This is a genomic window from Mariniflexile fucanivorans (assembly GCF_004341235.1).
Lineage (GTDB): Bacteria > Bacteroidota > Bacteroidia > Flavobacteriales > Flavobacteriaceae > Mariniflexile > Mariniflexile fucanivorans.
Genome location: NZ_SLUP01000006.1, coordinates 63,786 through 90,780, shown reverse-complemented (window position 1 = coordinate 90,780; position 26,995 = coordinate 63,786). Strand labels below are relative to the sequence as shown.

Below are 26,995 nucleotides of genomic sequence, written 5' to 3'. Positions count from 1 at the left end.
TGAATTCATGAACAAAGTAAACATAGGTGGCGTACCAGAACATTTTAATTTAGCTTGGTATTTAACCTTAAAAAATGGTGAATATAAAGATGAAAACATCAATTTACGTTGGCAAGATTACCCCGAAGGTACAGGCGCCATGTGTAAAGCTTTGCGTAATGAAGAAATTGATATTGCCGTAATACTTACCGAGGGTATTATTAAAGATATTATTGATGGCAACCCTAGTAAAATTGTACAAACATTTGTGCAAACACCTTTAAATTGGGGTATTCACGTTGGCAAAAATTCACCTTATAAAACTATTGAAGATTTAAAAGGAACCAAAGCAGCTATTAGTAGACACGGTTCAGGATCGCATTTAATGGCTTATATAAATGCTGAAAAAAATAGTTGGGATTTAAAAAAAGATTTAAATTTTGAAGTCATAAACAATTTAGAAGGTGCGGTTGAAGCCTTAACAACTGGTACGGCCGATTATTTTATGTGGGAGAAATTTACCACCAAACCACTTGTTGATAATGGTACTTTTAGAAGAATTGGCAACTGCCCAACGCCTTGGCCTTGTTTTGTAATTGCCGCTAGAGACGGTTTTATTGAATCGAATAAAGAAGATTTAAAAACCATTTTGAAGATTATCAATAATACCACTATTGAATTTAAGGACATACCAAGTATAGATAGAACCATTGCTAATCGTTATGAACAACAGCTTGAAGATGTACAAGAATGGTTAGGTATTACAGAATGGTCTCAAAGCTTGATTGATAAAAAAACAGTAAACACCATTCAAAAAGAGTTGTTTGCTTTAAATATTATTCCAAAAATCGTTCCTTATGAAAGGTTAACTCATAAACTTTAGAAAATGTTAATGTTTATCAAAATTAACCCTCAAAAATTATAAAAAAGTTACTTTTGAATTCCAAAAAATAGAAAAAAGCATGAAAAAACTACTTTTATTAACTGCCGCCATTGCTATAATAGCTTGTAATGAAAAACCAAAAGACTATGTAACGTTATCTGGGAAAATCACTGATAAAAATAGCGACTCACTTGTAATAAGATCACGTACGTATTCAAAAACCATTAAAGTAAATACAGATGGTACTTTTGGTGATACATTAAAAGTAGAAACAGGTGTTTATAATTTATTTGATGGTAATGAATCTACAAATTTATTTTTAAAAAATGGTTTTGATATCAGCATTACTTTAGATACCAAGCAGTTTGATGAAACTATAACATACACAGGAACTGGTGCAGAACACAGTAATTTTTTAGCTAAAAACAGCTTAATGCAAGAACAACTTTTAGATATGGATGCTTTGAGTAGTTTGGATATGGAAAGCTTAGAATCAAGATTCGGTGAGATTAAAATTAAATTAACCGAATTTTACAATGCAAATAAAGATGTAGATACCTCAATAACTAACGTTTTATCTAAAAATATCGACCCTATGCTAGATTACTATAAAGGATATTTAGCAGAATCTATTGCATTAAAAACAGACTTGGCAACTGGCGCTCCTTCACCAACTTTTGAAAATTATGAAAACTATAATGGAGGAAAAACTTCGTTAACCGATTTAAAAGGAAAATATGTGTATGTAGATGTTTGGGCAACTTGGTGTGGTCCATGCAAAGCAGAAATCCCTTCGCTAAAAGCTTTAGAAAAACAATATCACGGAAAAAACATTCAATTTGTAAGCCTATCTATTGATGATGATAGAAGCCACGGCGGCTCTTGGGATAAAGCCCGTGAAAATTGGAAAGCTATGATAGCCGACAAACAATTAAGTGGTGTACAATTATTTGCACCAAATGGATGGCAATCACAATTTATTTTAGATTATAAAATTCAAGGGATTCCTCGTTTTATTTTAATTGATCCAAATGGTAACGTAGTAACTCCAGATGCACCAAGACCTTCAAGTAGTGAGCTGACCAAATTGTTTACATCTCTGAATATCTAATTAAGTATCTAGCAATGTTATTCACTAGACTGATAAGCACACAATAACTAATGAACGATACTATTTTAAATTGGAATCTGGATCCAGTAATTTATTGGATAACAGGCAGTTTTCCTTTAAAATATTACGGCTTATTTTTCATAACAGGTATTCTATTAGCAAATTACGTTGCGAAACGCATTTATATTAAAGAAAATATACCCCTTGAAAATTTAGAGAAATTATTTATCTACATTGTTATTGGAATAGTTTTAGGCGCAAGACTTGGGCATTGTTTCTTTTATGAACCTTCATATTACTTTAACAACCCGATTGAAATTTTGTTGCCAATTAAGAAAATTGGAGATTCATATCAATTTATTGGCTTTCAAGGATTAGCAAGTCACGGAGGAGGAATTGGAACGTTAATTGCCATCGGCATTTACTGCAAAAAGTATAAAACAAACTTTTTAGGGGTTTTAGATAGAATTGCCATAGTTACTCCTATAGTAGCTGTATTTATAAGATTAGGGAATTTTATGAATTCTGAAATTTATGGAAAACCTACAAATGGAAATTGGGGAATTGTTTTTCAAAGAGATGATTTAATACCAAGACATCCTACTCAACTCTATGAGGCATTTTCATATCTTTTAATTTTCGGAATATTAATGTTTACCTACAAGAATAAAACTAAATATAACGGACAGATTTTTGGACTGCTTTTAGTTTTGGTTTTTTCGGCTAGATTTATAATTGAATTTTTTAAAGAAAACCAAGTTGGTTTTGAAGACGGAATGTTTATAAATATGGGGCAAATTTTGAGTATTCCTTTTATAATAGTTGGATTAATTTTAATTTTTATTAAGAAAAACCCCAAACAAGAGCGAAACGTTTTAGCAAGCGGAAATATTAAAATTTAGCCAAATGAGGCTGTCCGAAAAGTGTATTGTATTTACTTTGTCAGGTTGAGCTTGTCGAAACTGATATTGATTATCTGTAAGTTAAAATATTTCGACAGGCTCCATATGACACAGAATTACACTTTTCAGACAGCCTCATTAGTGTATTCGCAGTAATTTTTTAAACTTATTTCTTTTTATCAACAGCTTCCTCTTGTACTTGTACTTGTGGTTGCTCAGGTTGTTTAAACAAATCTTTATAAGCTTCACCTAAATATTCAATAACATGACTTGCAATTAGGCTTTGGTAACCAAAATCTTCCACAGCGATATCTGCCGATTTTCCGTGTAAATAAACACCAAAAACACTTGCGCTTAATGGATTGTACCCTTGTGACATTAGGCCTGTAATGATGCCCGTTAGCACATCCCCACTTCCTCCAGTTGCTAAACCAGGGTTTCCTGTGGAATTAATATATAGTTTTTCTTGAAACACGGTGATGCTATTAGCGCCTTTCACAACAACAATTAAATTATGCTTTTTCGAAAAAGCTTTTACTTTTTCTAATTTATCAAAATCGTCTGTCCACTTCCCTATTAAACGCTCTAATTCTTTAGGATGCGGTGTTAAAATGGCTTGTTCTGGCAGAAGTTTTAATAAGGTTTTTCTTTTTGCTAAAATGTTAATACCATCGGCATCAATAACAAGTAGTGTTTTATTTGTTTTTAAAAATCCTTCAATAGCTTTCATGGTTTTAGTATCGGTTCCTATACCTACGCCTAAACCTATCACGGTCGGTTCAATTTCAAAAGAAATATTGGTTATTTTTTTTTCATCTTCATCTGTAATCACCATAGCTTCAGGAAATGAAGCTTGTAACGGTATGTACCCACATTTTGGAACATACACCGTAACCAAACCAGCACCAGAAGCCAAAGCTGCTCGACTAGCCAAAATAACGGCACCTATTTTCCCGTAGCTACCACCAATAATCAAACTATGACCGAATTGCCCTTTATGTGAAAATTTATCTCTTGGTTTGTATATTGGTAGTACTTCATGTTTTCCTATTAATTCGGCTTCCGTTGTTGTTTCAGATAAGAAATTCATATCCAAACCAATATCCAATACTTCCCAGTGTACTGTGTATTTTGCGGTTTCAGGCAAAAAGAAAACCAACTTAGGTGTAACAAAACTTAAAGTATAACTTGCCCAAACAACGGCGTCTTCATCTTTAGGAACGCTATCGGTACTTAATCCAGAAGGCACATCGATTGACAAAGTAAAAGCCTTCGTTTTTCTAAAATAGACAAATAAAGCTTTTATCCATTTATCAACAGGTCTATTTAATCCAATTCCAAAAATGGCATCAACAATAATATCTTGATCGTTAATTTCAGGAAAATCTTCTGTACAACTTAAAAGTGTTGGCCATTCTTTTGTTACATTTTTAACCCGATCATAATTAATTAAAAAATCTTTGGAGCGTTTATCACTACAATTAACAACGTACATTTTAACATTATAACCATCTAAAATTAAATGTCTTGCCAACACCAAACCGTCCCCACCATTATTGCCAATACCGCAAAAAATATGAATAGGCACTTGAGCGCCTTGTAAACGCACATGCATCCAATTAAAAATTTGTGCACCGGCACGTTCCATTAAATCTGTTGATGTGATTTTTTGGCGCTCTATAGTTAGTTGGTCTCCTTTATAAATTTGTTCCTTCGAGAATATTTTCATTAATCCATATATTTTTAAGCAACACTAATATTACGAATTTTTATATTTTAAATCAAACCATAGCTTTATATAAATGAAAAATCCTTGACCAAAATTAGTCAAGGATTCATTCTTATTTTCTTAATTAAAGCTTTTATTCCTTTATAAACTTAATCATTTCAAAGTCATCTAATTTAAGAAGGTACATACCATTATCTAAAAACCGAACATCAATTTTGTTGTTATACGATATGCTACCTCTTACCAATTCTTTTCCCGTTATATTGTAAATAATATAATTTTTGGTTTCCATTAAACCAGATAGACTAATATAACTGGTTGATGGATTGGGGTATGTTTTAATTCTATTTTTTAAATTCACTTCAATATTGGATTGTGTACTGGTATCGACCGTGCTTAAACTTCCATAAAACGTTCCTTTAGCAGTAGTTGCATACGAGCGAATATAATAAATTGTGTTTGCTGAAATATCCGATAATTTATCGCTAAAAATAGCTTCTGTATTTTCTACAATAATTTTAGTATCTAAAACCGTGGGAAGATTTTCTGAAGTACTATAAACAAAGCCTCTTTCGGTTATCACAGCTTCGTTATTGTTTATAATTTCTCCAGTCATATCTATTTCGTTGGTCGCATTATTTAAACCTGCACTACCAATCACTTCTGCTTTTGCTAGTTCAGATTTTTCTAAGGTCGATTTTGAAGTTTCTTGTGCCTGTACAGATAGTACAAACATTAAACATAGAATTCTTAAAATTCCTTTTAAGAGTGTTTGAGGTTTCATTATTGAAGGATTTTATATTAATTAACAATACAAATATATGAAAAAACTTATTAAAAACAAATTTTATCGAATAAATTTGATTTTAATCGATTATTTAATAAATATTGTAAGAATATAATTCTTATTTAAAATACACACCCACATAAATAAATATGGTAAATGAAATTTCACAAACACCTCTTTAGTATTATAGATTTTTCAGTACTTATTAAAAATTGTTGTTTTTATTAAATGAAACTTGATTGAAAATAAGAATACTATAAAAAGGAATTTTTAATTTTTTTATAAGGTTAAATGTGATATTTTTGAAATCTATTATTATAGATAATAATGAATCATTTAAACCAAAATATAAACACGACACTTCCTTTTATAGCAAAAGGAACCGCTTCTATTTTTGGAACCACTACAATTATTACAACCCTTTGGGGTTGCTAATTAAATATTCTTCGGTCTATCTTTGTGATTTTTATAATCACAACATCTTTAATATTCTATTTAAATCATCAATTCATTAAAAAACATGAACCTTCCATAACGAGGTTTCGAAACCAAAGAGAAAAAATTATATGGAAGCACCATGTGACCATTGAAAAAAATAAATAAAAACACATGAAAGTTTTAAAATTTGGAGGAACTTCTGTAGGTTCGTCAAAAAACATAAATAACGTTATTAGCATTTTAGAAAATTATGCTAAAAAAGATAAAGTAGTATGTGTGGTATCAGCAGTTGGCGGTATTACCGATAAATTGCTTTTAGCTGGAAAACAAGCACAAAACAAAGAAACAGACTATATTGATACGTTTAATTTAGTTAAAGACATTCATTTTAATATAGTGAATGAACTTAATTTAGATAAGAGTTCAAACATCATCGCTTTTGTGGACGAAAAACTCAATGCTCTTAAAAGTTTGTTAGATGGTATCTTTTTAATAAATGAATTATCGCCAAAAACATCTGATAAATTAGTGAGTTTTGGTGAGTTACTATCATCTTATATTATTGCTGAAACCATGAAAAATCGTGGATTATCTGCTGAAAGCAAAAATTCACAAGAATTAGTAGTCACAAATTCAAACTTTACAAAAGCTGAAGTAGATTACACCCTCACCAATAAAAATATACAAGTTTATTTTAATTCAGCAAATCAACAAATCACCATACTTCCTGGGTTTATCTCTAAATCTAAAATAGGTGAACAAACTACCTTAGGTCGTGGTGGATCTGATTTTACAGCAGCTATTGTTGCTGCAGCTCTAAAAGTTGAACAATTAGAAATCTGGACCGATGTTAGTGGCATGTTCACTACCAACCCAAAATTGGTTAAGCAAGCCTACCCTATCGAGAAAATATCGTATCAAGAAGCGATGGAATTATCGCATTTTGGAGCAAAAGTACTATATCCGCCAACGGTACAACCGGTTTTAAATTTGAATATTCCCATTCACATAAAAAACACTTTAGAGCCTGAAGCAGTTGGAACGATTATTTCTAACGATGAAATAACTACTACTTCACCAGTAAAAGGCATTAGTAATATTGGAAATATTGCGCTGCTAACCCTTCAAGGAAGCGGCATGATTGGTATTCCTGGATTTTCCAGACGTTTATTTGAAGTGCTTTCTCAGGAAAAAATTAATGTCATTTTAATTACACAAGCGTCATCCGAACATTCTATTTGTTTAGGAATTGATGAAAATGATGCTGAATTAGCAAAAACAGCTATTGATGCCGCGTTTGAAAATGAAATCGCCTTACATAAAATTGATCCAATTATTGTTGAAAAAGAATTGTCTATCATTGCTTTAGTAGGTGATAACATGAAAAACCACCAAGGAATCAGTGGTAAAATGTTTAGTACATTAGGTAAAAACAATATCAATATTAGAGCGATTGCTCAAGGGGCTTCAGAGAAAAACATTTCAGCAGTTATATTGCAAAGCGATGTTAAAAAGGCATTGAACACTCTACATGAACAATTTTTTGAAATCAAAACCAAACAGCTAAATGTGTTTATTACGGGTGTTGGAAATGTGGGCGTAAAATTAGTAGAGCAAATAAAACAACAACGAAAATACCTGAAAGATAATTTAAAAATTAATTTACGTATTGCTGGATTATCAAATTCCAGAAAAATGATTTTTAGTGAAGATGGTATCGATTTAACAAATTGGAAAGAGCAATTAGAAAACGGTGAAAAAGCGACTTTAAATGGTTTTTTCGAAAACACAAAATCCTTAAACCTTCGCAACAGTATATTCGTGGATGTTACTGCAAATAAGGATGTTGCAAATTTATATGAAAAATATTTACGTCAAAGTATTGGCGTGGTAGCGTGTAATAAAATCGCCTGTTCTAGCGATTATGAAAACTACAAATTATTAAAGCGATTATCGTTAAAATACAATGCACCTTATTTATTTGAAACCAATGTGGGAGCGGGATTACCTATTATCGATACGTTAAATAATTTAATAGTTTCGGGAGATAAAATCACCTCTATACACGCAGTGTTATCTGGTAGTTTGAATTTTGTTTTTAACAATTTTGATGACACAACCAAGTTTTACGATGTAGTAAAACAAGCTGCAGCCGAAGGTTACACAGAACCAGACCCAAGAATAGATTTAAGTGGTGTGGATGTGGCTAGAAAAATTTTAATTCTTGCCAGAGAAAGCGGTGTGGAAATGAATTTGGAAAATATCGAAAACACACCTTTCTTATCAGAATCTGGTATGGAAAGCGATACTGTAGACGATTTTTATGAAACATTGATTGCAGATGAAGCACATTACCAAGCTTTATATGCTTCCGCGAAAGCGAAAGATTGCCAATTAAAATATGTGGCACAATTTAACAATGGAAAAGCAAGCGTAAGTTTGCAAGAAATACCTAGCGTTCACCCATTCTATAATTTAAAAGGAAAAGATAATATTGTGATGTTTTACACGCAACGTTACCCAGAACAACCCATGATCATTAAAGGTGCTGGTGCGGGAGCCGATGTAACAGCTTCTGGTTTATTTGCAGATATTATTAGAATTGGAAACGACTAAAAAAAAAGACTTGGGAATAGAGAAAAAAGAATAAAGACAGCATTTTAGTCTATTTTCTTTTCTCTATTTTCTTTTATCTGAATAGAATGAACGAAATAAAAATATTTTCACCTGCAACCGTAGCCAATGTAGCTTGTGGATTTGATGTGCTAGGCTTTTGTTTAGACAGTGTTGGAGATGACATGGTGATTAGAAAAACCGATAAAAAAGGCATTTTCATTACAAAAATTGAAGGCGGTTTCGATTTACCTTACGAAACTGAATTAAACGTAGCAGGTGTTTCAGCTTTAGCCATGTATGAAGCAATAAAACCTGATTTCGGATTTGAAATTGAAATCAACAAAAAAATAAAACCGGGAAGTGGCATTGGAAGCAGTGCAGCAAGTGCTGTTGGAAGTGTTTTTGGAATGAATGAACTTTTAGGAAGACCTTACAACAAAACCCAACTTACCGAATTTGCCGTTAAAGGTGAAGCTTTAGCTAGTAAATGTGAGCACGCAGATAACCTTGCCCCTGCCCTATTTGGGGGTTTTACGCTCGTTAAAAGTATGTCTCCTTTAGAAATCTTACAAATTCCATCGCCTAACGATTTGTACGCTACTATCATTCATCCACAAATTGAAGTTAAAACATCCGAAGCGCGAGCCATTCTTCCTAAAGAAGTTCCGTTAAGTCACGCGATAACACAGTGGGCTAATTTTGGCAGTTTAATTCACGCACTACATACCAGCGATTTTGAGCTTATAAAGCGTTCATTAAACGATGTGATTGTAGAACCTTATAGAAGTCAGTTGATTCCACACTACTACGAAGTAAAATCCGAAGTTATAAGAGTAGGCGCTTTAGGTGCAGGTATTTCAGGCTCAGGACCTTCAATATTTTCATTAAGTAAAGGATTGGAAACTGCTAACAATGTGAAAGATGCTATGCATAAAGTATATGCAAAAACAGGAATAAATTTTGATATTCATGTATCTAAAATTAACACGAGTGGCGTAAAAATTATTTAAGAGATTAGATCAAGGAACATTAAGAATAACTAATAAAACAGATTTCTGCCTTTGCAGAAATAACAACAATATGAACTACTATTCATTAAACCATAAAGCACCAAACACAACGTTTAAAAATGCTGTTATAAAAGGAATTGCTCCAGATAAAGGCTTATATTTTCCAGAAACCATTACAGCTTTACCTAAATCTTTTTTCGATAGCATTGATAATTTGTCACACTCAGAAATTGCTTTTGAAGCAATTAAACAATTCGTTTCTCCAGAAATTCCAGAGGAAATTTTAAAAACGATTGTTGAAGAAACGTTGTCTTTTGATTTTCCTGTTGTGAAATTAAATAAAAATATTTCAACATTGGAATTATTTCACGGGCCAACTATGGCGTTTAAAGATGTGGGCGCACGCTTTATGGCACGTTGTTTAGGTTATTTCAATCAAAATAATGATAGAGAAGTTACTGTTTTGGTAGCAACATCGGGAGATACTGGTGGCGCGGTTGCCAATGGGTTTTTAGGTGTAAAAGGCGTAAATGTGGTGATACTTTACCCTAGCGGAAAAGTGAGCGACATTCAAGAAATGCAATTAACTACTTTAGGTCAAAACATCAAAGCATTGGAAGTTCATGGCACGTTTGATGATTGTCAAGACATGGTAAAAACAGCTTTTTTAGATGAAGCATTGACGAGCCAAATGCAATTAACATCAGCAAACTCTATAAATGTAGCGCGTTGGCTGCCCCAATTGTTTTACTTCATGTTTGCTTACAAGCAATTACACAAACAACACAAAGACATCGTTTTTTCTGTTCCAAGTGGGAATTTTGGAAATATATGCGCAGGTATGATGGCGCAACAATTAGGCTTACCAATCAAACACTTTGTAGCTTCAAACAATGCCAATAATGTGGTAACTCGTTATTTAATATCTCAATTATACGAACCAAAGCCATCCATACAAACCATTAGCAATGCCATGGATGTTGGAGCACCTAGCAACTTTATTCGTATTCAAGAAATTTATAAAAACAATTTTGATGCTTTAAAATCAAACCTGACATCTTATAGTTATTCCGATAAGGAAACTAAAGAAGCGATGTTAGAAATGTATAAAAATTACAACTACGTAGCCGATCCACATGGTGCGGTTGGATATTTGGGATGTAAAGATTATTTAAAAGAAAAGCCAAACGCACATTGCGTATTTTTAGAAACAGCACACCCAACAAAATTTTTAGATGTAGTTGAAGAAGTAGTTCAAGTGAAACAAGCTTTACCATCACAAATACAATCTGTTATGGGTAAAGAAAAAGAATCTACTATCATTTCGACATATGATGATTTAAAGGCTTTTTTATTGAAAAAGTAAACATGTTATTTGAAGTGCTATGAATTGGCTCATTTTAATTATTGCAGGATTATCGGAAGTGGCGTTTGCTTTTTGCCTCGGAAAGGCTAAAGTAAGCACTGGCAACGAATCCTTATATTGGTATGTAGGCTTTTTAGGTTTTTTAATATTAAGTATGTCATTACTTATTAAAGCCACAAATCAACTTCCTATTGGTACTGCTTATGCGGTTTGGACAGGTATTGGAGCCGTTGGAACCGTGTTGCTAGGTATTTTCGTTTTTAAAGAACCGGCCAGTTTTTGGAGAATTTTCTTTATTACTACGCTTATTGCCTCAATTATTGGTTTGAAGGTAGTTTCTAATTGATTAGAAATTTTTATTTCTTGTTTCATTTTGGAAAAACGCCCTGCTACCTTCGTTTAAAAAACGATAAAGTTTATTGAAACGGAGCTTTATCTTTGCCTTGTAAACTATTAAAATAATGAAGATTTCTGAAAGTCTATTTCCTAATAATGTACCTCAATGCAGAGAGTATCAAATAATATCTACTATCATAATAAAAGATAACCGTCTTGTTGAAAATTATTTTCGTGATTATAAAACGAATATATATAAGAATTGGTTTATAAATGACAGAAAAGTTACCCCTGTATTTTTTGACGAAAATGATTGCGAATGGTTAAGTCCAACATTTATTAGAAATAAAAAAGAACTTTATGGATTTAGTTTGATTGAAAAAAGTAATTCTACAAAGTTATTCTTAACGCAGGTAAAAGGCAATGTTGATTTTAAGTCATTTAAAGCTATTGGACGTTTTTACGCAAAAGACAATAATCGTTTTTATTTTGGACCTGGAGGAAAAATAATTAAAGGTGATAGCTTAGAATTATTTTTTGACGACACTTACAAAAAGGAATGGATTAATTCAAGTCCTAATAGCAATAACACTTTTGCTAATCTATGGAATTCGAAAATAGCAATTTCGGGAGAACGAATTTATTGGAATGGAAAATTATCAAAAGATATACATTCCAGTTTAAAACGGATTACTAAATTCTTTTGGGCAGATAATTATTCGGTGTTCTCATATGACCTTCAAAATCTAAAAAAAATAAATGATTTCGATAGAAAATCGTTAATCTACGAAAACACTATTAATGAAAAACCTATAAACGGACTTGTTTCCGATAAATATAGACCTGCTTATTGTTACGTTAATAAAACCGAACCAAATGAAACATATGACTTCCAACAATTTGCGCCACTATTCGACAAACTAAGAGGTACAATAGACGAAGACTATTGGTGGTATAAAATGGAGCACAGATTACAACAAAAACGTATGTAATTAATTGCTTGGTTTTAGATTGTTTACAAAAATTTTCACGATTTTTTGAAAGTGAGTTTTATACTTGCTTAGGTTCGTGCTAAAACCACGCAACAGTTTATATCCATAAAATGTTAATCGAAAGCCTAAAACAAAAAAACATCTACTTCTCACCTACTTCACGTAAATATTAAAACAAAGTTCAGTTTAAAACTTTATTTTGTTAATATGTATTCTAACTAAACCAATACCTCATGAAGATAAACAACCTATTTTCTTTATTGTTTACAATTTCAAGTGTACAGATTTGTTTAGCACAAGCCACCGAACTTCCTTTATTACAAATAAACAAATTAAAGTATGAAGGCGCTTTTACTATTCCCGGAAATGAATATGGCGATTCCAATGCCAATTATGCTTCAGGAACATTAGCGTTTAACAGTGCCAATAATTCCTTATTCCTAGCTGGTTTTAATTTGCATGGTGCTGTTGCTGAATTTTCAATACCAATTTTAGTAAACAGCACAAATTTAAACGATTTAAATAGTGCTTCCATTTTACAGAATTTTAGAAGTATTTTAAATGCAACACCAGACTCTAATCCTCAAAACATCGATAGAATTAGTGGATTATACCTTTTCAACAATAAGCTTATAGTCAACGCTTTAGAATATTACGATGCAGCTGCTAACAATTCGCACACTACTTTAATTGTCGATAATGCTTCAGCTATAGAAACGAGTGCTATTACAGGGTATTTCTCTTTAAATGGAGAAGCACATGCTTCGGGTTGGATTTCTGAAATCCCAACAGAATGGCAAACCTTACTTGGTGGCTCTCATATTACTGGTAACTCAAGTAAATATCCTATTAATAGCCGACTCGCCATGGGAATTTCTGCATTTTCCTTTAATGTAACAGATTTAATAAATGCGTCGACTACAAACATATCAACCACAACATTGTTGAATTTTGATCTCAGCAATCCGTTGTATGCAGATTTCAATACTTATTACAATGCCAATTATAATGTATTAGAACTCAATGGCACTACATTTTCTGGTCATACTTCAGCCGATGCAGATATTGTTGTTGGCACTAATAATTTATGGACAGAACAATCGCAAGCAAGCTATGGTTTTATTGTTCCCAACACGCGAACCTACATAACCATTGGCTCCTCCAGCGGGCATAATTCTGGTATTGGTTACAAAGCCAAACAAAATAATGGTAATGTTTGCGGCGGCCCTTGTGCTTATGATGCAGAAGATAACTATAACTATTATTGGCTTTGGGATGTTAATGATTTATTAGCTGTAAAAAACGGAACCTCTGAAGCATATAGCGTTAGACCTTATGCTTATGGAGAATTTAGTGTGCCTTTTCAATATGATGCTTATTCCAGTACACCAGAGCATCACGAAATTGTTGGAGGTACTTATGATGCCGATTCTAATTTACTTTACCTTTCTATTTATGATGGAGCTTCTACTGGTGCTTACGACGTAATACCCGTTATAGTTGCTTATAGTATTGATCAAGAAAGTTTATCCGTTGATGAACTGGAAATGAATACTTCAATAAAATTAATACCAAATCCCGCTAAGAACACGTTTAGTTTCACAATTACTTCTGGTAAGTTTGAAGAATTGATTATTTATAATAACTTAGGTCAGCGTGTTAACTCATCAACATCTCAACAAATAGATATTACTATGTTGAATTCAGGGGTTTATGTTGTAAAATTCAAATTTGAAGGAGGAAATATTATTTCAAAACGACTTGTAGTGGAATAAAAAAACATAATTTTTACTCGTCTTGTATAAAAACGTAATAACTCAAAATATTATTCTGAAAATTATATTGTGAATTTCGAAAAAAAATTATAACTTTAAGAAAATCAATTTATTATGAAATTAATTCAGCTATTATTTGTCAGTTTGTTTTTGTTTTCAATAACAGTAAATGCTCAAAGCACCCAAGAAAACCCAATCACGTCGACTAATGTTACTGGCTATTTAAAAATCCCAGATATATCAGGAGAATCAAAATCAAGTCGATTTAAAGATGAAATAGAGATTTTCGGATTAGCCTCTTTAATTGAACAAACTAGTGGAAACAGTTTGGGAACTGGAAGAATTAGAGCAAAAGCCAATATGACTCCAATTTCTTTAGTAAAAAATATTGATGCTGCAACACCATATTTAATGTTAGCAAATATGCAAGGTAAAGTTTTTCGCGAGGTGATCATTACTCTTGTTAAATCTGAAAACAACGCACAAACCCCCTATTTGATTATAAAACTTCAAAACGTTTCTATTAAAAAGCATCAAATAGATTCAAGCTCAAACCGGCAAGAAATTATTTCTTTAGACTTTGAAAAAATTACCACAAAGTATATTAATAAGGGAAAGGAACACGAAATAACGTATGATTTGTCTGTGGGCAAATAAAATATTTCATTTAAATACTTAAATAATATCCGCAAACATTACCTTTTCATCAATTGTGATACTGATGTAATACATAAGATTGTTTAAATTTTAGCAACACATTTGAAGAAGTGTCCGTTAAATTAAAATTTAATAATAGTTATAGAAAATCTGACTTTGCAGAAAATTCAACTATCTTCATTTAATATAAAACATAGTTTACACTGAAATTTATTTTTATATTAAACTAACATACTACTATATTTCTTTACACATTTTTAACTCCCATCCCAAAACCACCTTCCATAAAATTTCAATACATTTGCTTTCGTTAAAAATAATTTTATTTCTCGCTCATAAGAAATAATAAAAATATATTTAAAATGAAAGATACAGCCTTAACTAAAACTCACGAAGCACTTGGTGCTAAAATGGTGCCTTTTGCAGGATTTAATATGCCTGTTCAATACGAAGGTGTCACTGCAGAACATGAAACCGTTAGAAAAGCCGTGGGCGTATTTGATGTATCGCACATGGGTGAGTTTTTAATTGAAGGTGAGCATGCTTTGGCTCTTATTCAAAAAGTAACAAGTAATGATGCTTCAAAATTAACCATTGGAAAAGCGCAGTACAGTTGTTTACCAAATGATGATGGCGGCATTGTAGACGATTTAATTGTTTATCGCGTTAAAGAAGATACATATCTACTAGTTGTAAACGCTAGCAACATTGAAAAGGATTGGAACTGGATTAGCTCTAAAAACACAATGAATGCGACCATACGCAATTTAAGCGATGACTATTCCTTACTTGCCATTCAAGGGCCAAAAGCTATTGAAGCGATGCAAAGTTTAACAAGTCATGATTTGTCCGCCATAAACTTTTACAATTTTATTGTGGGCGATTTTGCAGGTATCGAGCATGTTATTATTTCGGCAACAGGGTATACCGGTAGTGGCGGATTTGAAATTTATTGCAAAAATAGCGAAGTCAAACAAATTTGGGACAACGTATTTGAAGCTGGGAAAAATTTCGGCATCAAACCCATCGGGTTGGCTGCTCGTGATACCTTACGTTTAGAAATGGGTTATTGCCTTTACGGAAATGATATTAACGATACCACTTCACCTATAGAAGCTGGTTTAGGGTGGATTACAAAATTCACAAAATACTTTACAAATTCCGAAGCCTTAAAAAAACAAAAAGAACAAGGTACTGAACGCAAATTGGTAGCTTTTGAGTTAGACGAACGTGGAATTCCACGTCACGATTACGATATTGTTGACAGCAACGGAAACAAAATAGGCATCGTAACTTCGGGCACTATGGCACCATCACTAGGCAAAGGCATTGGTTTAGGTTACGTTCCTACTGTTTTTACCGAAGTGGGAAGCAAAATTTATATTCAAATTCGTAAAAATGCGGTTCCTGCAACAATTGTAAAGCTTCCGTTTTATAAAGGCTGATATGCAATATTTAAAAGCTGTTTTGGATGGAATTTATTCAGATGCAATAAATGCAAAAGATAAAGGCATTGTAGCATCCTACATTCCAGAATTAGCACATGTTGATAAAAATAATTTTGGAATTCATTTAAGAACTCTAGATGGTTTTGAATATGGTGTTGGCAACTTCAATACGCTTTTTTCAATACAAAGTATCTCCAAAGTTTTAGCTTTATCAAAAGCCATGGCATTAATTGGCGAATCGGTTTGGGAGCGTGTAGATGTAGAACCCTCTGGTCACCCATTTAATCAATTAGCTTTATTAGAAATTGAAAATGGCATTCCTAGAAACCCATTAATTAATTCGGGAGCTATTGTTATAGCAGATATTCTTTTAACCCATTTAAAAAACCCGAAAGAAGATTTTTTACAATTTGTAAGAGATTTAGCGAACGATGCCTCCATTAACTTTAATTTAGAAGTTGCTGAATCAGAAAGAAATACAGGTTTTAAAAATTACGCGGCAGCAAACCTTTTAAAATCCTTTAACAATTTAGTAAATCCCGTTGATGCTGTTTTAGATTTTTATTTTCATCAATGTTCCATAGAAATGACTTGCAGCCAACTATCAAAAACATTTTTCTTTTTAGCAAACAAAGGAGCCTGTTTAAAAAATGTAGCTCATTTAAAAGAGTCTCAAGCAAAACGTATAAATGCCATCATGCTAACTTGTGGGTTTTATGATGAAGCGGGCGAGTTCGCTTTCGAAGTAGGCTTACCAGGTAAAAGTGGCGTTGGCGGAGGTATTGTAGCACTTCTACCCGACCAATATACTATTGTTACCTGGTCTCCCGGACTTAATAAAAAAGGAAATTCACTACTAGGCATGCAAGCCCTGGAGCAATTTACCACAAAAACAAAACTATCCATTTTCTAAAAAAAAATTGGTTTATGGATAAAAAAGAAAGCAAACATAGAATTTTAATTTTAGGCGCTAACGGCTTTTTAGGAAACGTTTTATACAGAGAACTATGCTCCTATTTTAAAACTTTCGGCACTTATAGAACATCAAACACACAATTAGAAAAAAACAACCATTTTTTTCAATACAACATAGAGGAAGATGATATTTATGAAATTTTAGATATCGTTAAACCAACCATCATTATCTCCGCACTTCGTGGCGATTTCTCAAAGCAAGTGATGGTACATCAACATCTTACAGAATATGTATTCGCTAGTAATATCAAACTCCTTTTTCTATCATCTGCAAACGTTTTTGATGCCTACAGCAAATACCCAAGTTACGAAACCGACAAAACCTACAGCAACAGCATCTACGGTCATTTCAAAATAAAAATCGAAAATATGCTATTGCGCTTGCCAAAAAATCAAGTCGCTATATTGAGGTTACCTATGGTTTTCGGATCAAAATCACCTAGAATTCAAGAAATTATTCAGCAAGTAAAAAATAAAGAACCCATTGAAGTATTTCCTAATTTAATAATGAATGTCACCACCGATACCAAGGTAACACAACAAATCCATTACATCATCAACCGCAATAAATCGGGTATTTTTCATTTGGGCAGTAGCGATTTGGTGCATCATGACGATTTTTTTAAAGACATCATCAAATCCCTAGGCATCACCAACCCCATTTTCAAACAAGTGTACACCACCAACAACGAGCGCTATCTAGCCGTTTTGCCCAAATACAATTTACTCCCAAAAAACCTACAATTAATAAGTCAGGAAATACTAACCGAATTAGAAATATAAACCATGTGGGCGTTCCCCTATCGGGTCGGGCTTTTTGCTGCAAGTCCTCGCTCCTGCGTCCCTGTGGGCTTTCCGCTTCAATCCCTAACGCGGGCATACTTGCTAAATAAAGGCAAAACCAATGTTTTTCTTCCGTCTAAATTTTATAAAACTTTGTAAGCTTAAACCAAAATAAGCCACAACAATAATTCTGTTTTTCATTTTGAAATTAGTAAATTTACAATCAACATTAAAAACTAAATTATGAGCAAACTTACAGCAGAAGATATAGAAAAAAGATTATTAAGCTTACCAGAATGGGATTATTATGATGATGCCATTCACGCCGAATTCGAATTCGAAAACTTTAAAGATTGCTTTAGTGCCATGAGCAGAATTGCTTTCGAGTGTGAAGCGCTCAACCACCACCCAGATTGGTCCAACGTTTACAACGTGCTTAACATCTCATTAACAACACATTCAGCACACGGTGTAACCGAAAAAGATTTCAAACTAGCAAAAGCCATCGAAGCTATTGTTGTACCAGAAGACGAAGATTAAAATTCAATTTACAGAAACAGGTTTTAGTCAAATATTTTAAGATAAATATCATTATTTCAATTCACGGATTTTTTTAAATTTGCCACAGTTTTAAAATAGACTTTTAAACTTTTTACTTTTTAACATTAAACATAAATTATGGGAAGAGCTTTTGAATTTAGAAAAGCACGTAAAATGAAACGTTGGTCTGCTATGAGTAAAGCATTTACTCGTATTGGAAAAGACATTGTTATGGCTGTAAAAGAAGGCGGTCCAGACCCAGCAGGAAACGCCAGGTTAAGAGCCGTTATGCAAAATGCCAAAGCGGTAAACATGCCTAAAGACAATGTGGAACGTGCTATAAAAAAAGCAAGCGAAAAAGGTCAAGGCGATTATAAAGAAGTTATTTTTGAAGGGTATGCACCCCACGGTATTGCTATTTTAGTTGAAACCGCTACCGATAATAATACCAGAACCGTTGCCAATGTACGTAGCTATTTCAACAAATGCGATGGTAGTTTAGGCACATCTGGTTCGGTTGTATTTATGTTCGACCATACCTGTAATTTTAGAATCAATGCTGAAGGTTTAGACCCAGAAGAAGTAGAATTAGAATTTATAGACTATGGTGCCGAAGAAGTATTTGCCGATGAAGATGGCATTTTAATTTACGCTCCTTTTGAAAGTTTTGGAACCATTCAAGCCGCTTTAGAAGAAAAAGGTATTGAAATACTTTCATCTGGTTTTGAGCGTATTCCTCAGGTTACAAAATCAATTACTCCAGAACAAGCAGCCGATGTTGAAAAACTTTTAGAAAAGTTAGATGATGATGATGATGTACAGAATGTATATCACACCATGGAGGAATAAATCCTAAAAAGCCCTTTAATCATTAGTAAGCGCCTCATTTCTAAATCAAAACATATTATATATAATCGTTTATATGTGTTCTTTTTTAGGACTAATATAGAAATGACTTTAACAGACATTTTTATAATTACAAGCATTTAAATACAATCAAACATTTATGATAAACTAATTTTTTCAAGTATATTACCATAATATTCAATTTTATAACGTTAAAATTATCTTAATATTTTGGTTCTCTTATCGCAGAACTAATAAAACTAACTATATTTGTACCCGATATGGAAAATTCAATCACAGAAAAGCAAAGAGAACTTGTTGAAAAGTTCGGGGTTATTGAGGAGCAAATGGGAATTGCACCTGCACCTGCTCGTGTTAATGCACTTTTAACAATTTCCGATTCTCCTGAATTGACTTTTGATGAAATTCGCGAAGCACTACAACTTAGCAAAAGTGCTACTAGTAATGCTATTAATTATTTATTGACTCTTGATAGGATTGGTTACAAAACAAAACCTGGTGATAGAAAAAGATATTTTTATTCCAGACTAAACCAATGGAAAGCTTCCTTTCGAAAAAGTATTTTAGGGTTGGATGGCTACACCAATATGATTAGAGAAATACTTGAAAATAGAACTACCGATACGGTTCAATTTAACAAACAACTGGAAGAACTGGCAAATTTCATGGACTACTATATTAAAGAAAGCATCGCCATTATTGATCGTTGGGAAAAACGCTAAGCTATTTTTTTAACTAAATTAGTTCTTTTTATACAGAACAAACTATACTTACTATAACTAAAAAAAATGAAATCAATACTAATAACTATTATTTTTTATATAACAACTTATACAATGGGTTCCCAAACCTTCAATTTTAATGTTGAAGAAGCGGTGACGTATGCCGTAGACCACAATATAACTTTATCAAAATCAAAGATTGACCAAGATATTATTGCTGCTCAAATTGCTGAAGTTAAAGCGGCGGCATTCCCACAAATTTCTGCAACCGGCGGATTTACCGATAACTTTTCGCTTGCAGAACAACAATTACCTGCCGAAATAGTTGGAGGTGAACCAGGAACCACCGTGGGTGTAGCCTTTGGAAACCGTTATGCCTTCACAGGAGGCGTTCGAGCTGAACAACAGCTTTTAAATTTTCAATTGTTTAACTCTATAAAAGCGGCAAAGGCCTTAAATGAAATTCAGGCACTTGCTACACTTCAAACTACCGAAGATTTGATTATTAACGTGGTTCAGGTTTATATTCAAATACAAGTAACCGAAAAACAGGTGCAACTCTTGGAAGAAAATTTTAACCGTACCAACAGTTTAATTAACCTTTCCGATTTAAAATACAAAGAGGGCATTATCAAGAAACTGGATCTTAACCAGTTAAAGGTTAATAGAAGTAATTTGCGCACCCAAATTGAGGATGCCCAATATCAAATGGACGAGCAAAAAAGGCTTTTTAAACTGTACTTGTACATTCCTATGGATGCTGAGGTTAATCTCACCGAAAAACTAGAAGATAACGAGGCTTTTCCGTTGCAAAACAATTTGGATCTCCATTCAAATATTCAGTATCAACAATTAGAAAAACAAGTGGATTTATCAATCCTCGACCAAAAAGTGGAACGCGCCAATTATTTACCTAAAATAAGTGCATTTTTCAATTACAATTATCAAGGAAACACTAACGAATTTACGTTTGACACACCACCATATACGGATCAATGGAACGGAACTTACGGGCTTTCGGCAACCTTAAACGTGTTTGACGGAGGTGCCAGACGAAAACGCATACAACAAAAACAGCTGGAAACGCTTAAGCTTGAAGAAGACCAAAAAATGCTAAAAACATCTATTGAAAAAGATTATCAGGATGCTTTACAGCAAATGCTATTAAGCCAAAGCCAAATTACAAGCCAAAATGAAAACATGCAATTGGCTTATGAAAATTACACCGGCATTAATACATCATACAAGGAAGGTGTTGCCGATTTAACAGAGCTATTGGATTCAGAATTTGCATTACGCCAAGCACAATCCAATTATCTAAATGCTTTATTACAATCTAAAATTGCCACCTTAAGAATACTTAAAACAAGTGGTCAATTGGCTCAACTTATCTCAAAAAATTAATTAAATACCATACCAAATAGAAATGAAAACCAAAAACATCATAGCCATTATAGCAGTAATCATTGTTTTAGCCATCGCTTATACCTTGTATGCCAATAAAAAAGAAATGACCGAAAAAGCTCAAATGGTTGAAGAAGCTTATGCCATTCCTGTTCAAACTGCCCAAGTAGGTTCTAAAAAAATATCTAAAGGTTTAATGGCAACAGGTGAATTTAAAGGTTGGGAAGAAGTAACCTTGGTTGCAGAATCTCAAGGGAGTATTGAATATTTAAGAGTTGAAGAAGGCCAGCAAATAAAAAAAGGACAAGTTATCGCCAAAGTAGATGCCGTGTCATTAAATTCTCAATTATCCAGTGCACAATCTGCTTTTGCAAAAGCCGAAAAAGACGTAGAACGTTACGAACGTTTGGAAAAAGTAGGTGCCGTAAGCCAGAGTGCTTTGGAAGATGCACGGATTCAACAAGAAAATGCACGTGCCAATATTGCGCAAATCAATCAACAATTAAGTTTTACGGTTATAAAATCTCCTATTAACGGCATTGTTAATGATTTAATGGTAGAAGAAACCAGCTTTGTGATGCCAGGAAATAACATCGCAGAAATTGTACAAGTTGATAGACTTAAAATTATAGTAAACGTAGCCGAAGATAATCTTTCAAAAATAAAAGAAGGCCAAGTGGTTGCTATTAAAACCGATGTTTATCCCCTTAAAACCTTTCAGGGGAAAGTGAGCAATATTAGTGTAAAAGCAGATGTTTCCAGAAAATTTAAAGTTACCATAGAAGTTGAAAATACTACCGACCATCAATTAAGAGCAGGACTCTTTGCAGAGGTAAATTTTGACGGGCTAAAAGCCAATGAAATTGAAGCAACCATAATTCCGCGAGAAGCTATTGTAGGCAGTCTTCAAAGTCCTTCGGTTTACGTTATTGAAAATAATAAAGCCAAATTAAAGAAAATTGAAACGGGTGCCGTCATTGATGGCGATGTGGTTATTCTTGCCGGTTTATCAAAAGGAGAACAGGTGGTTACCAAAGGCATCATCAATTTAACCGATAATACATTAGTAAAAATAACAAACCAATAAGCGCATGACCATTACAGAATTATCAGTAAAAAGACCCACACTAGCTGTTGTTGTCTTTACCATAATCGCGCTTTTAGGGATTATAAGTTATACCGGTTTAGGCTACGAATTGTTGCCGAAAATCACTTCGCCCATGCTGTCAATAAGCACAACATATCCGGGTGCATCACCATCAGAAGTTGAAAATTCGGTGACTACCAATATTGAAGACGCAGTTAGCGCTTTAGAAGGTGTAAAAAGTATCAAATCCATTTCTCAAGAAGGTATTTCTATTGTTTCTGTGGAATTAACATATAATGCCGATGTAGATAAGGCTTTACAAGATGCACAAAGGAAAGTTAACAATATTATAGGCCAATTGCCAGAGCAGGTAATCCAACCTAGTGTAGATAAATTTTCGTTTGATGACATGCCAATTATGCGTTTGGGAGTATCTTCCAAAATGGATGCCATTGCTTTTAACGACTTGGTTGACAACGACATAAAAGAAACCTTATCGCGTATTGAAGGTGTTGCAAGAGTTGAAGTTATTGGAGGAAATGAACGCGAAATACGCATCAATGTTGACCGAGATAAATTAAAGGCCTACGGATTAAGCATCCTACAAGTAACCCAAGCCATCGCGTCTGCAAATCTTGATTTTCCAACAGGAAATATTAAAGATAACGACCAACAAGTAACCGTTAGACTTTCAGGTAAGTTCAATTCCATTGAAGATATTAAAGGGTTGAGCATTAAAACAGCGCAAAATGGCGGCAATGTTAAGATTGAAGAAATTGCAGAAGTATATGATACCACAAAAGATGTAACCACCATTTCCAGAATTGATGGCATTAGCTCCATCGGTTTAACCATTTCAAAACAATCTGATGGAAACACCGTACAAGTTGCAGAAGATATCATTAAGGAAATTAAAAAAATTGAGTCGGAGCACACCGCTGATGATTTAAAGATTGCCGTTGCACAAGATAGCTCCGTTTTTACTTTGGAAGCCGCTGATGCCGTAATTTTCGATTTGATGCTTGCGGTTGGTTTAGTGGCCATCATAATGCTATTCTTTTTAAAGAGTTGGAGAGATTCTATCATTGTTATGGTATCCATTCCTGTATCTATTGTAGCTACATTCATCGCAATGAGTCAATTAGGCTATACTTTAAATTTGATGACCCTCTTAGGATTATCGTTAGTAGTTGGTATTTTGGTGGATGACAGTATTGTGGTTCTGGAAAGTATTCACGCCGAAATGGAAAAAGGCAAAACCAGAATGGAAGCCGCCATAGAGAGTTGGAAAAAAATAGGGCTTTCGGTCATGTCCATTACCCTGGTACTTATTGCCGTATTCCTTCCTATTACGTTTGTAACCGGTTTAATTGCCGATTTATTGAAACAATTTGCGGTAGTAGTTGCGTTTGCAACAGCTATTTCATTAGCCGTTTCATTTACATTAACACCTTTATTGGCATCACGTTTTTCAAAAGTTATCAATCTGGAGAAGAAAAACATATTGAACACACCTTTAATTGCTTTTGAGAATTTTTTGCAAGGGGTTAATAAATTTTATAGAGATGTTTTAAAATGGACACTCGTTCGGAAACGTGTTACCGCATTTTCATTACTTGCTTTGGTAATTGGGTCTTTATCTTTAATGGTCTTTGGCTTTATAGGAAGCGAGTTTGTTAAAAATGGTGATAATGGTGAATTTTTGGTAGAATTGGAATTACCCAAAGAATCTACCATTGAAGAAACGAATCTGGCGGCTTTAAAAGTTGAAGATATATTATTGAGTGACGCCATTGTAAGCTCCGTTTTTACTACAGTTGGAACAGGAACTGGAGGTAGTGGAAATTCATCTAATCTTGCACAGATTAATGCAAAAATGATTAGTCCAGATAAACGTACTATTTCTTCGGAAGAATTCTCGCGCGCTATTAAAACAAAATTAACCAAAACAATTTCTGGAGTCAAATTTAAAACTGCGGCTGTGGGAATGGTTGGTGGTAGTACTGCTGGCCCCATTCAAGTGGTATTAACAGGAAATAGTATTGACGAACTTTTAAAGGTTGCAGATGAAGTAAAAGCAACCGTTGAATCGGTTCCTGGCGCTCGAAATGTGGAGCTTTCTGTAAGTGGTGGTAATCCTGAAGTTGCCATTACCGTGGATAGAGATAAAATGGCAATCCTTAATTTAACCATGAGCGATGTTGGGAATACCATGCAAAATGCCTTTGCGGGAAATACGCAATACAAATTCCGTGATGGTGAAAATGAATATGATATTAATGTGAAATTAGATCAGTTTGACCGTAGAAATATTGAGGATATCAAAAAAATAACCTTTCTAAACACCATTGGCGAATTGATTGAATTACAACAATTTGCAGATGTTGCCCAATCTACAGGACCAACACGATTAGAACGAGACAACAAACGTTCGTCTTTAAGTGTTGGTGCACAAGTAGCCGGATTGCCTGTTGGCGATGTGTCAACAAACGTGCAAACGGCCATTGAAGGCATGACCTTTCCTGATGGTGTAGAATTTGAAATGGGCGGAGATTTAGAAAGTCAGACTGAAGCTTTTGCAAGTTTAGGATTGGCTTTATTAATGTCCATTATTTTGGTGTATTTAATTATGGTGGCACTTTATGAATCGTATGCCTATCCCCTAGTAGTTATGTTTTCGGTACCTACAGCATTAATTGGAGCCTTTTTAATACTGGCATTATTTCAAGAAAGTTTAGGCGTATTTACTTTTTTAGGATTGATTATGCTTGTGGGGTTAGTAATAAAGAATGCGATTCTGATTGTTGATGCCGCAAACCAGTTTAAGACCGAAGGAGACAACACTTTAGTTGCTATCGAAAAAGCTGGATTAACCCGTTTACGTCCCATTTTAATGACAACTTTAGCCATGGTAATCGCCATGATTCCTATTGCATTTGCCTCTGGTGCTGGTGCCGAATGGAAAAATGGATTAGCCCTGGTATTGATTGGTGGATTAACAAGTTCGTTGATATTCACAGTGATTATTGTTCCTGTAATGTATGTGGTTATTGATATATGGAAAGGCGACATTAAAAAGAAAGATGCCAAATTAGAAGCCAAAAATATTGGAACCATCGATATTAAAATGACACATTAGTATATAATTCCCAGCCTAAAAGCAAAATTTGACTAACTCGCAATTAATAACACGCTTTTAGGTTTGGGGATTTAATTAAAAACAACAGATATGTTCTATTATAAATCTAACCGAAAAACATCAAAGCTTGAAGTAAGCGTCCAACAATCTTTTTCAGAAATGGATTTTGAACGCATGGTATTTTTTATAGAAACATTTATTGAAGACCTAAACGATTCTGTTATTTTTAATGTACTTCCAGAATTGCATGAATATCTCCAATATGAGATTAACATTCATAATCAACAACTTCCAAAATATAACATTATCGTAAACCTAGCCTAATGATAGATTTTTTTAACGACCACAAACAAGCAATTATATACGCAACAATAGTGGTTACCATGGTATTGCTCCTAATCTTTTTATCCAACCTTTTATGCAGATGGTTGATTAAAAAAGTAAAAACAAAATTCCCTAATGAAGAACCTTCAACCATTTTATTAATTAGAAGGATATTGAGAGTGATGTGGATAGTTTTAGGTATTGCTGCTATCAGTTTTATTTTCATTGATAAAGAATCCTACAAAGTTGCTACCGAAAACTTTTACCTTATTTTGTATTTAGGTATTGTAGCCATTTTTACTATTGTATTTGCCTCTTCTGCTAATGTGTATTTTTCACGTTCCATAGCAAAGAAGAAAGCTGCTGATACAGATTTCACCAGTGATAAGTTTTTACACTATTTGGTGGTTTTTGGTATTTATTTTATTGGTGGCATATTAGCCATATTAGCTTTTCCTTCCATGCGGGGCATTGCGCAAACAGCCTTAGGTGGAGCAGGGATTTTAGCGGTTATTGCTGGTGTGGCATCACAAGAGGCACTAGCAAATCTGGTAGGTGGTATTTTCATTATTGCTTTTAAACCTTTCAAAATTGGCAACATTATAAAACTAGATGAAACCATGGTTGGCACGGTTACAGATATTACTTTAAGACATACCATCTTTGTAATTATGAAAATAAAATGATTGTTATTCCAAATGCGGTCATCAATAAAGAAAAAGTCATTAATTACGATTTGGGCGAACGTATGTGCTGCCAATGGATTGAGATTGGCATTTCGTATGATAGCGATATTGACCTTGCAAAGCATATTATGCGTGAAGAATGTGAAAGTCACCCCAACTTACTTGACCACCGTAGCGAACTCGATAAATATAACAATGTAAAAAAAGTAATCATACGTGTGATACGATTGGACGATAGTGCCGTAACACTTAGAGCTTGGGCATGGGCCTTAAATTTTGACCAGGCCTTTGTTATGAAATGCGATTTATACGAAAGCATTAAAAAACGCTTTGATAAAGAAGGTATTTCCATTCCTTTTCCTCACAGAACGATGGTGTTCAAAGAAAGCCAATTAGCGCAACTAAAAACCGAATTACAACCTAACCTATAACCTATATT

24 protein-coding genes are annotated in these 26,995 nt (G+C 33.6%); 22 read left to right on the top strand and 2 right to left on the bottom strand.

From position 1 onward, the window contains the following. Positions 1-7 precede the first annotated feature (7 nt). The 3 genes from EV196_RS12845 (at position 8) to lgt (ending at position 2,875) form a co-directional block, all read left to right on the top strand. Positions 8-862, top strand: a complete 855-nt coding sequence (locus EV196_RS12845; RefSeq protein WP_132218177.1) for a substrate-binding domain-containing protein — start codon at positions 8-10, stop codon at positions 860-862. Between the two features lie 79 nt (positions 863-941). Continuing rightward, a complete protein-coding gene (locus EV196_RS12840) occupies positions 942-1,973 on the top strand; it encodes a TlpA family protein disulfide reductase (protein ID WP_132218176.1) in 1,032 nt (343 codons plus the stop codon). Between the two features lie 50 nt (positions 1,974-2,023). Beyond that, positions 2,024-2,875 carry a prolipoprotein diacylglyceryl transferase gene (gene lgt / locus EV196_RS12835; RefSeq protein WP_132218175.1) on the top strand — a complete coding sequence of 284 codons (852 nt, stop codon included), beginning with the start codon at positions 2,024-2,026 and terminating at the stop codon, positions 2,873-2,875. A gap of 166 nt (positions 2,876-3,041) precedes the next feature. On the opposite strand, the gene EV196_RS12830 is transcribed toward lgt, so the two are convergent. Both EV196_RS12830 and EV196_RS12825 read right to left on the bottom strand, forming a co-directional pair. Continuing rightward, positions 3,042-4,604, bottom strand: a complete 1,563-nt coding sequence (locus EV196_RS12830) for an NAD(P)H-hydrate dehydratase (protein WP_132218174.1) — start codon at positions 4,602-4,604, stop codon at positions 3,042-3,044. Between the two features lie 133 nt (positions 4,605-4,737). Next, positions 4,738-5,388 (bottom strand): T9SS type A sorting domain-containing protein, encoded by a 651-nt coding sequence (locus EV196_RS12825; RefSeq protein WP_132218173.1) that lies wholly within the window; start codon positions 5,386-5,388, stop codon positions 4,738-4,740. Between the two features lie 612 nt (positions 5,389-6,000). On the opposite strand from EV196_RS12825, the gene thrA reads away from it, so the two are divergent. The 19 genes from thrA to EV196_RS20285 all read left to right on the top strand — a co-directional run bounded on the left by thrA (position 6,001) and on the right by EV196_RS20285 (position 26,987). Then, entirely contained in the window at positions 6,001-8,445 is a 2,445-nt protein-coding gene (thrA, locus tag EV196_RS12820) for a bifunctional aspartate kinase/homoserine dehydrogenase I (protein WP_132218172.1), read from the top strand. Between the two features lie 86 nt (positions 8,446-8,531). After that, on the top strand, positions 8,532-9,455 hold the full coding sequence (locus EV196_RS12815; RefSeq protein ID WP_132218171.1) for a homoserine kinase: 924 nt from the start codon (positions 8,532-8,534) through the stop codon (positions 9,453-9,455). Positions 9,456-9,525: 70 nt separating this feature from the next. Continuing rightward, positions 9,526-10,821 (top strand): threonine synthase, encoded by a 1,296-nt coding sequence (thrC, locus tag EV196_RS12810; protein WP_132218170.1) that lies wholly within the window; start codon positions 9,526-9,528, stop codon positions 10,819-10,821. A gap of 19 nt (positions 10,822-10,840) precedes the next feature. Continuing rightward, on the top strand, positions 10,841-11,167 hold the full coding sequence (locus tag EV196_RS12805) for a DMT family transporter (RefSeq protein ID WP_132218169.1): 327 nt from the start codon (positions 10,841-10,843) through the stop codon (positions 11,165-11,167). A gap of 115 nt (positions 11,168-11,282) precedes the next feature. Next, positions 11,283-12,149, top strand: coding sequence for a DKNYY domain-containing protein (locus EV196_RS12800; protein ID WP_132218168.1), 867 nt, complete (start codon positions 11,283-11,285; stop codon positions 12,147-12,149). 233 nt (positions 12,150-12,382) lie between these two features. Next, positions 12,383-13,924: a T9SS type A sorting domain-containing protein gene (locus EV196_RS12795; protein ID WP_132218167.1), complete on the top strand. Its 1,542-nt coding sequence runs from the start codon at positions 12,383-12,385 to the stop codon at positions 13,922-13,924. 114 nt (positions 13,925-14,038) lie between these two features. Then, positions 14,039-14,581: an Hcp family type VI secretion system effector gene (locus EV196_RS12790; RefSeq protein WP_132218166.1), complete on the top strand. Its 543-nt coding sequence runs from the start codon at positions 14,039-14,041 to the stop codon at positions 14,579-14,581. 362 nt (positions 14,582-14,943) lie between these two features. Next, positions 14,944-16,026 carry a glycine cleavage system aminomethyltransferase GcvT gene (gene gcvT, locus EV196_RS12785; RefSeq protein ID WP_132218165.1) on the top strand — a complete coding sequence of 361 codons (1,083 nt, stop codon included), beginning with the start codon at positions 14,944-14,946 and terminating at the stop codon, positions 16,024-16,026. A 1-nt stretch (position 16,027) separates the two neighbouring features. Then, the gene (locus tag EV196_RS12780) at positions 16,028-16,942 is read left to right on the top strand and encodes a glutaminase (protein WP_132218164.1); all 915 of its coding nucleotides are present in this window, start codon (positions 16,028-16,030) and stop codon (positions 16,940-16,942) included. 14 nt (positions 16,943-16,956) lie between these two features. Further along, positions 16,957-17,787 carry a sugar nucleotide-binding protein gene (locus EV196_RS12775; RefSeq protein WP_132218163.1) on the top strand — a complete coding sequence of 277 codons (831 nt, stop codon included), beginning with the start codon at positions 16,957-16,959 and terminating at the stop codon, positions 17,785-17,787. A gap of 243 nt (positions 17,788-18,030) precedes the next feature. Continuing rightward, positions 18,031-18,327 (top strand): 4a-hydroxytetrahydrobiopterin dehydratase, encoded by a 297-nt coding sequence (locus EV196_RS12770; RefSeq protein ID WP_132218162.1) that lies wholly within the window; start codon positions 18,031-18,033, stop codon positions 18,325-18,327. Positions 18,328-18,465: 138 nt separating this feature from the next. Next, entirely contained in the window at positions 18,466-19,176 is a 711-nt protein-coding gene (locus EV196_RS12765; protein WP_132218161.1) for a YebC/PmpR family DNA-binding transcriptional regulator, read from the top strand. Positions 19,177-19,454: 278 nt separating this feature from the next. After that, on the top strand, positions 19,455-19,916 hold the full coding sequence (locus tag EV196_RS12760) for a GbsR/MarR family transcriptional regulator (RefSeq protein WP_132218160.1): 462 nt from the start codon (positions 19,455-19,457) through the stop codon (positions 19,914-19,916). 66 nt (positions 19,917-19,982) lie between these two features. Further along, positions 19,983-21,320: a TolC family protein gene (locus EV196_RS12755; protein ID WP_132218159.1), complete on the top strand. Its 1,338-nt coding sequence runs from the start codon at positions 19,983-19,985 to the stop codon at positions 21,318-21,320. Between the two features lie 22 nt (positions 21,321-21,342). Further along, complete coding sequence (locus EV196_RS12750) at positions 21,343-22,407, top strand: efflux RND transporter periplasmic adaptor subunit (RefSeq protein WP_132218158.1); 1,065 nt, start codon at positions 21,343-21,345, stop codon at positions 22,405-22,407. A 4-nt stretch (positions 22,408-22,411) separates the two neighbouring features. Continuing rightward, complete coding sequence (locus EV196_RS12745; RefSeq protein WP_132218157.1) at positions 22,412-25,546, top strand: efflux RND transporter permease subunit; 3,135 nt, start codon at positions 22,412-22,414, stop codon at positions 25,544-25,546. A 90-nt stretch (positions 25,547-25,636) separates the two neighbouring features. After that, on the top strand, positions 25,637-25,870 hold the full coding sequence (locus EV196_RS12740; protein ID WP_132218156.1) for a hypothetical protein: 234 nt from the start codon (positions 25,637-25,639) through the stop codon (positions 25,868-25,870). Further along, complete coding sequence (locus EV196_RS20290) at positions 25,870-26,556, top strand: mechanosensitive ion channel domain-containing protein (RefSeq protein WP_317128020.1); 687 nt, start codon at positions 25,870-25,872, stop codon at positions 26,554-26,556. Before EV196_RS12740 ends, EV196_RS20290 begins: the two co-directional genes overlap by 1 nt. Then, positions 26,553-26,987 (top strand): mechanosensitive ion channel family protein, encoded by a 435-nt coding sequence (locus EV196_RS20285; RefSeq protein WP_317128019.1) that lies wholly within the window; start codon positions 26,553-26,555, stop codon positions 26,985-26,987. Before EV196_RS20290 ends, EV196_RS20285 begins: the two co-directional genes overlap by 4 nt. The last annotated feature ends 8 nt before the right edge of the window (positions 26,988-26,995 follow it).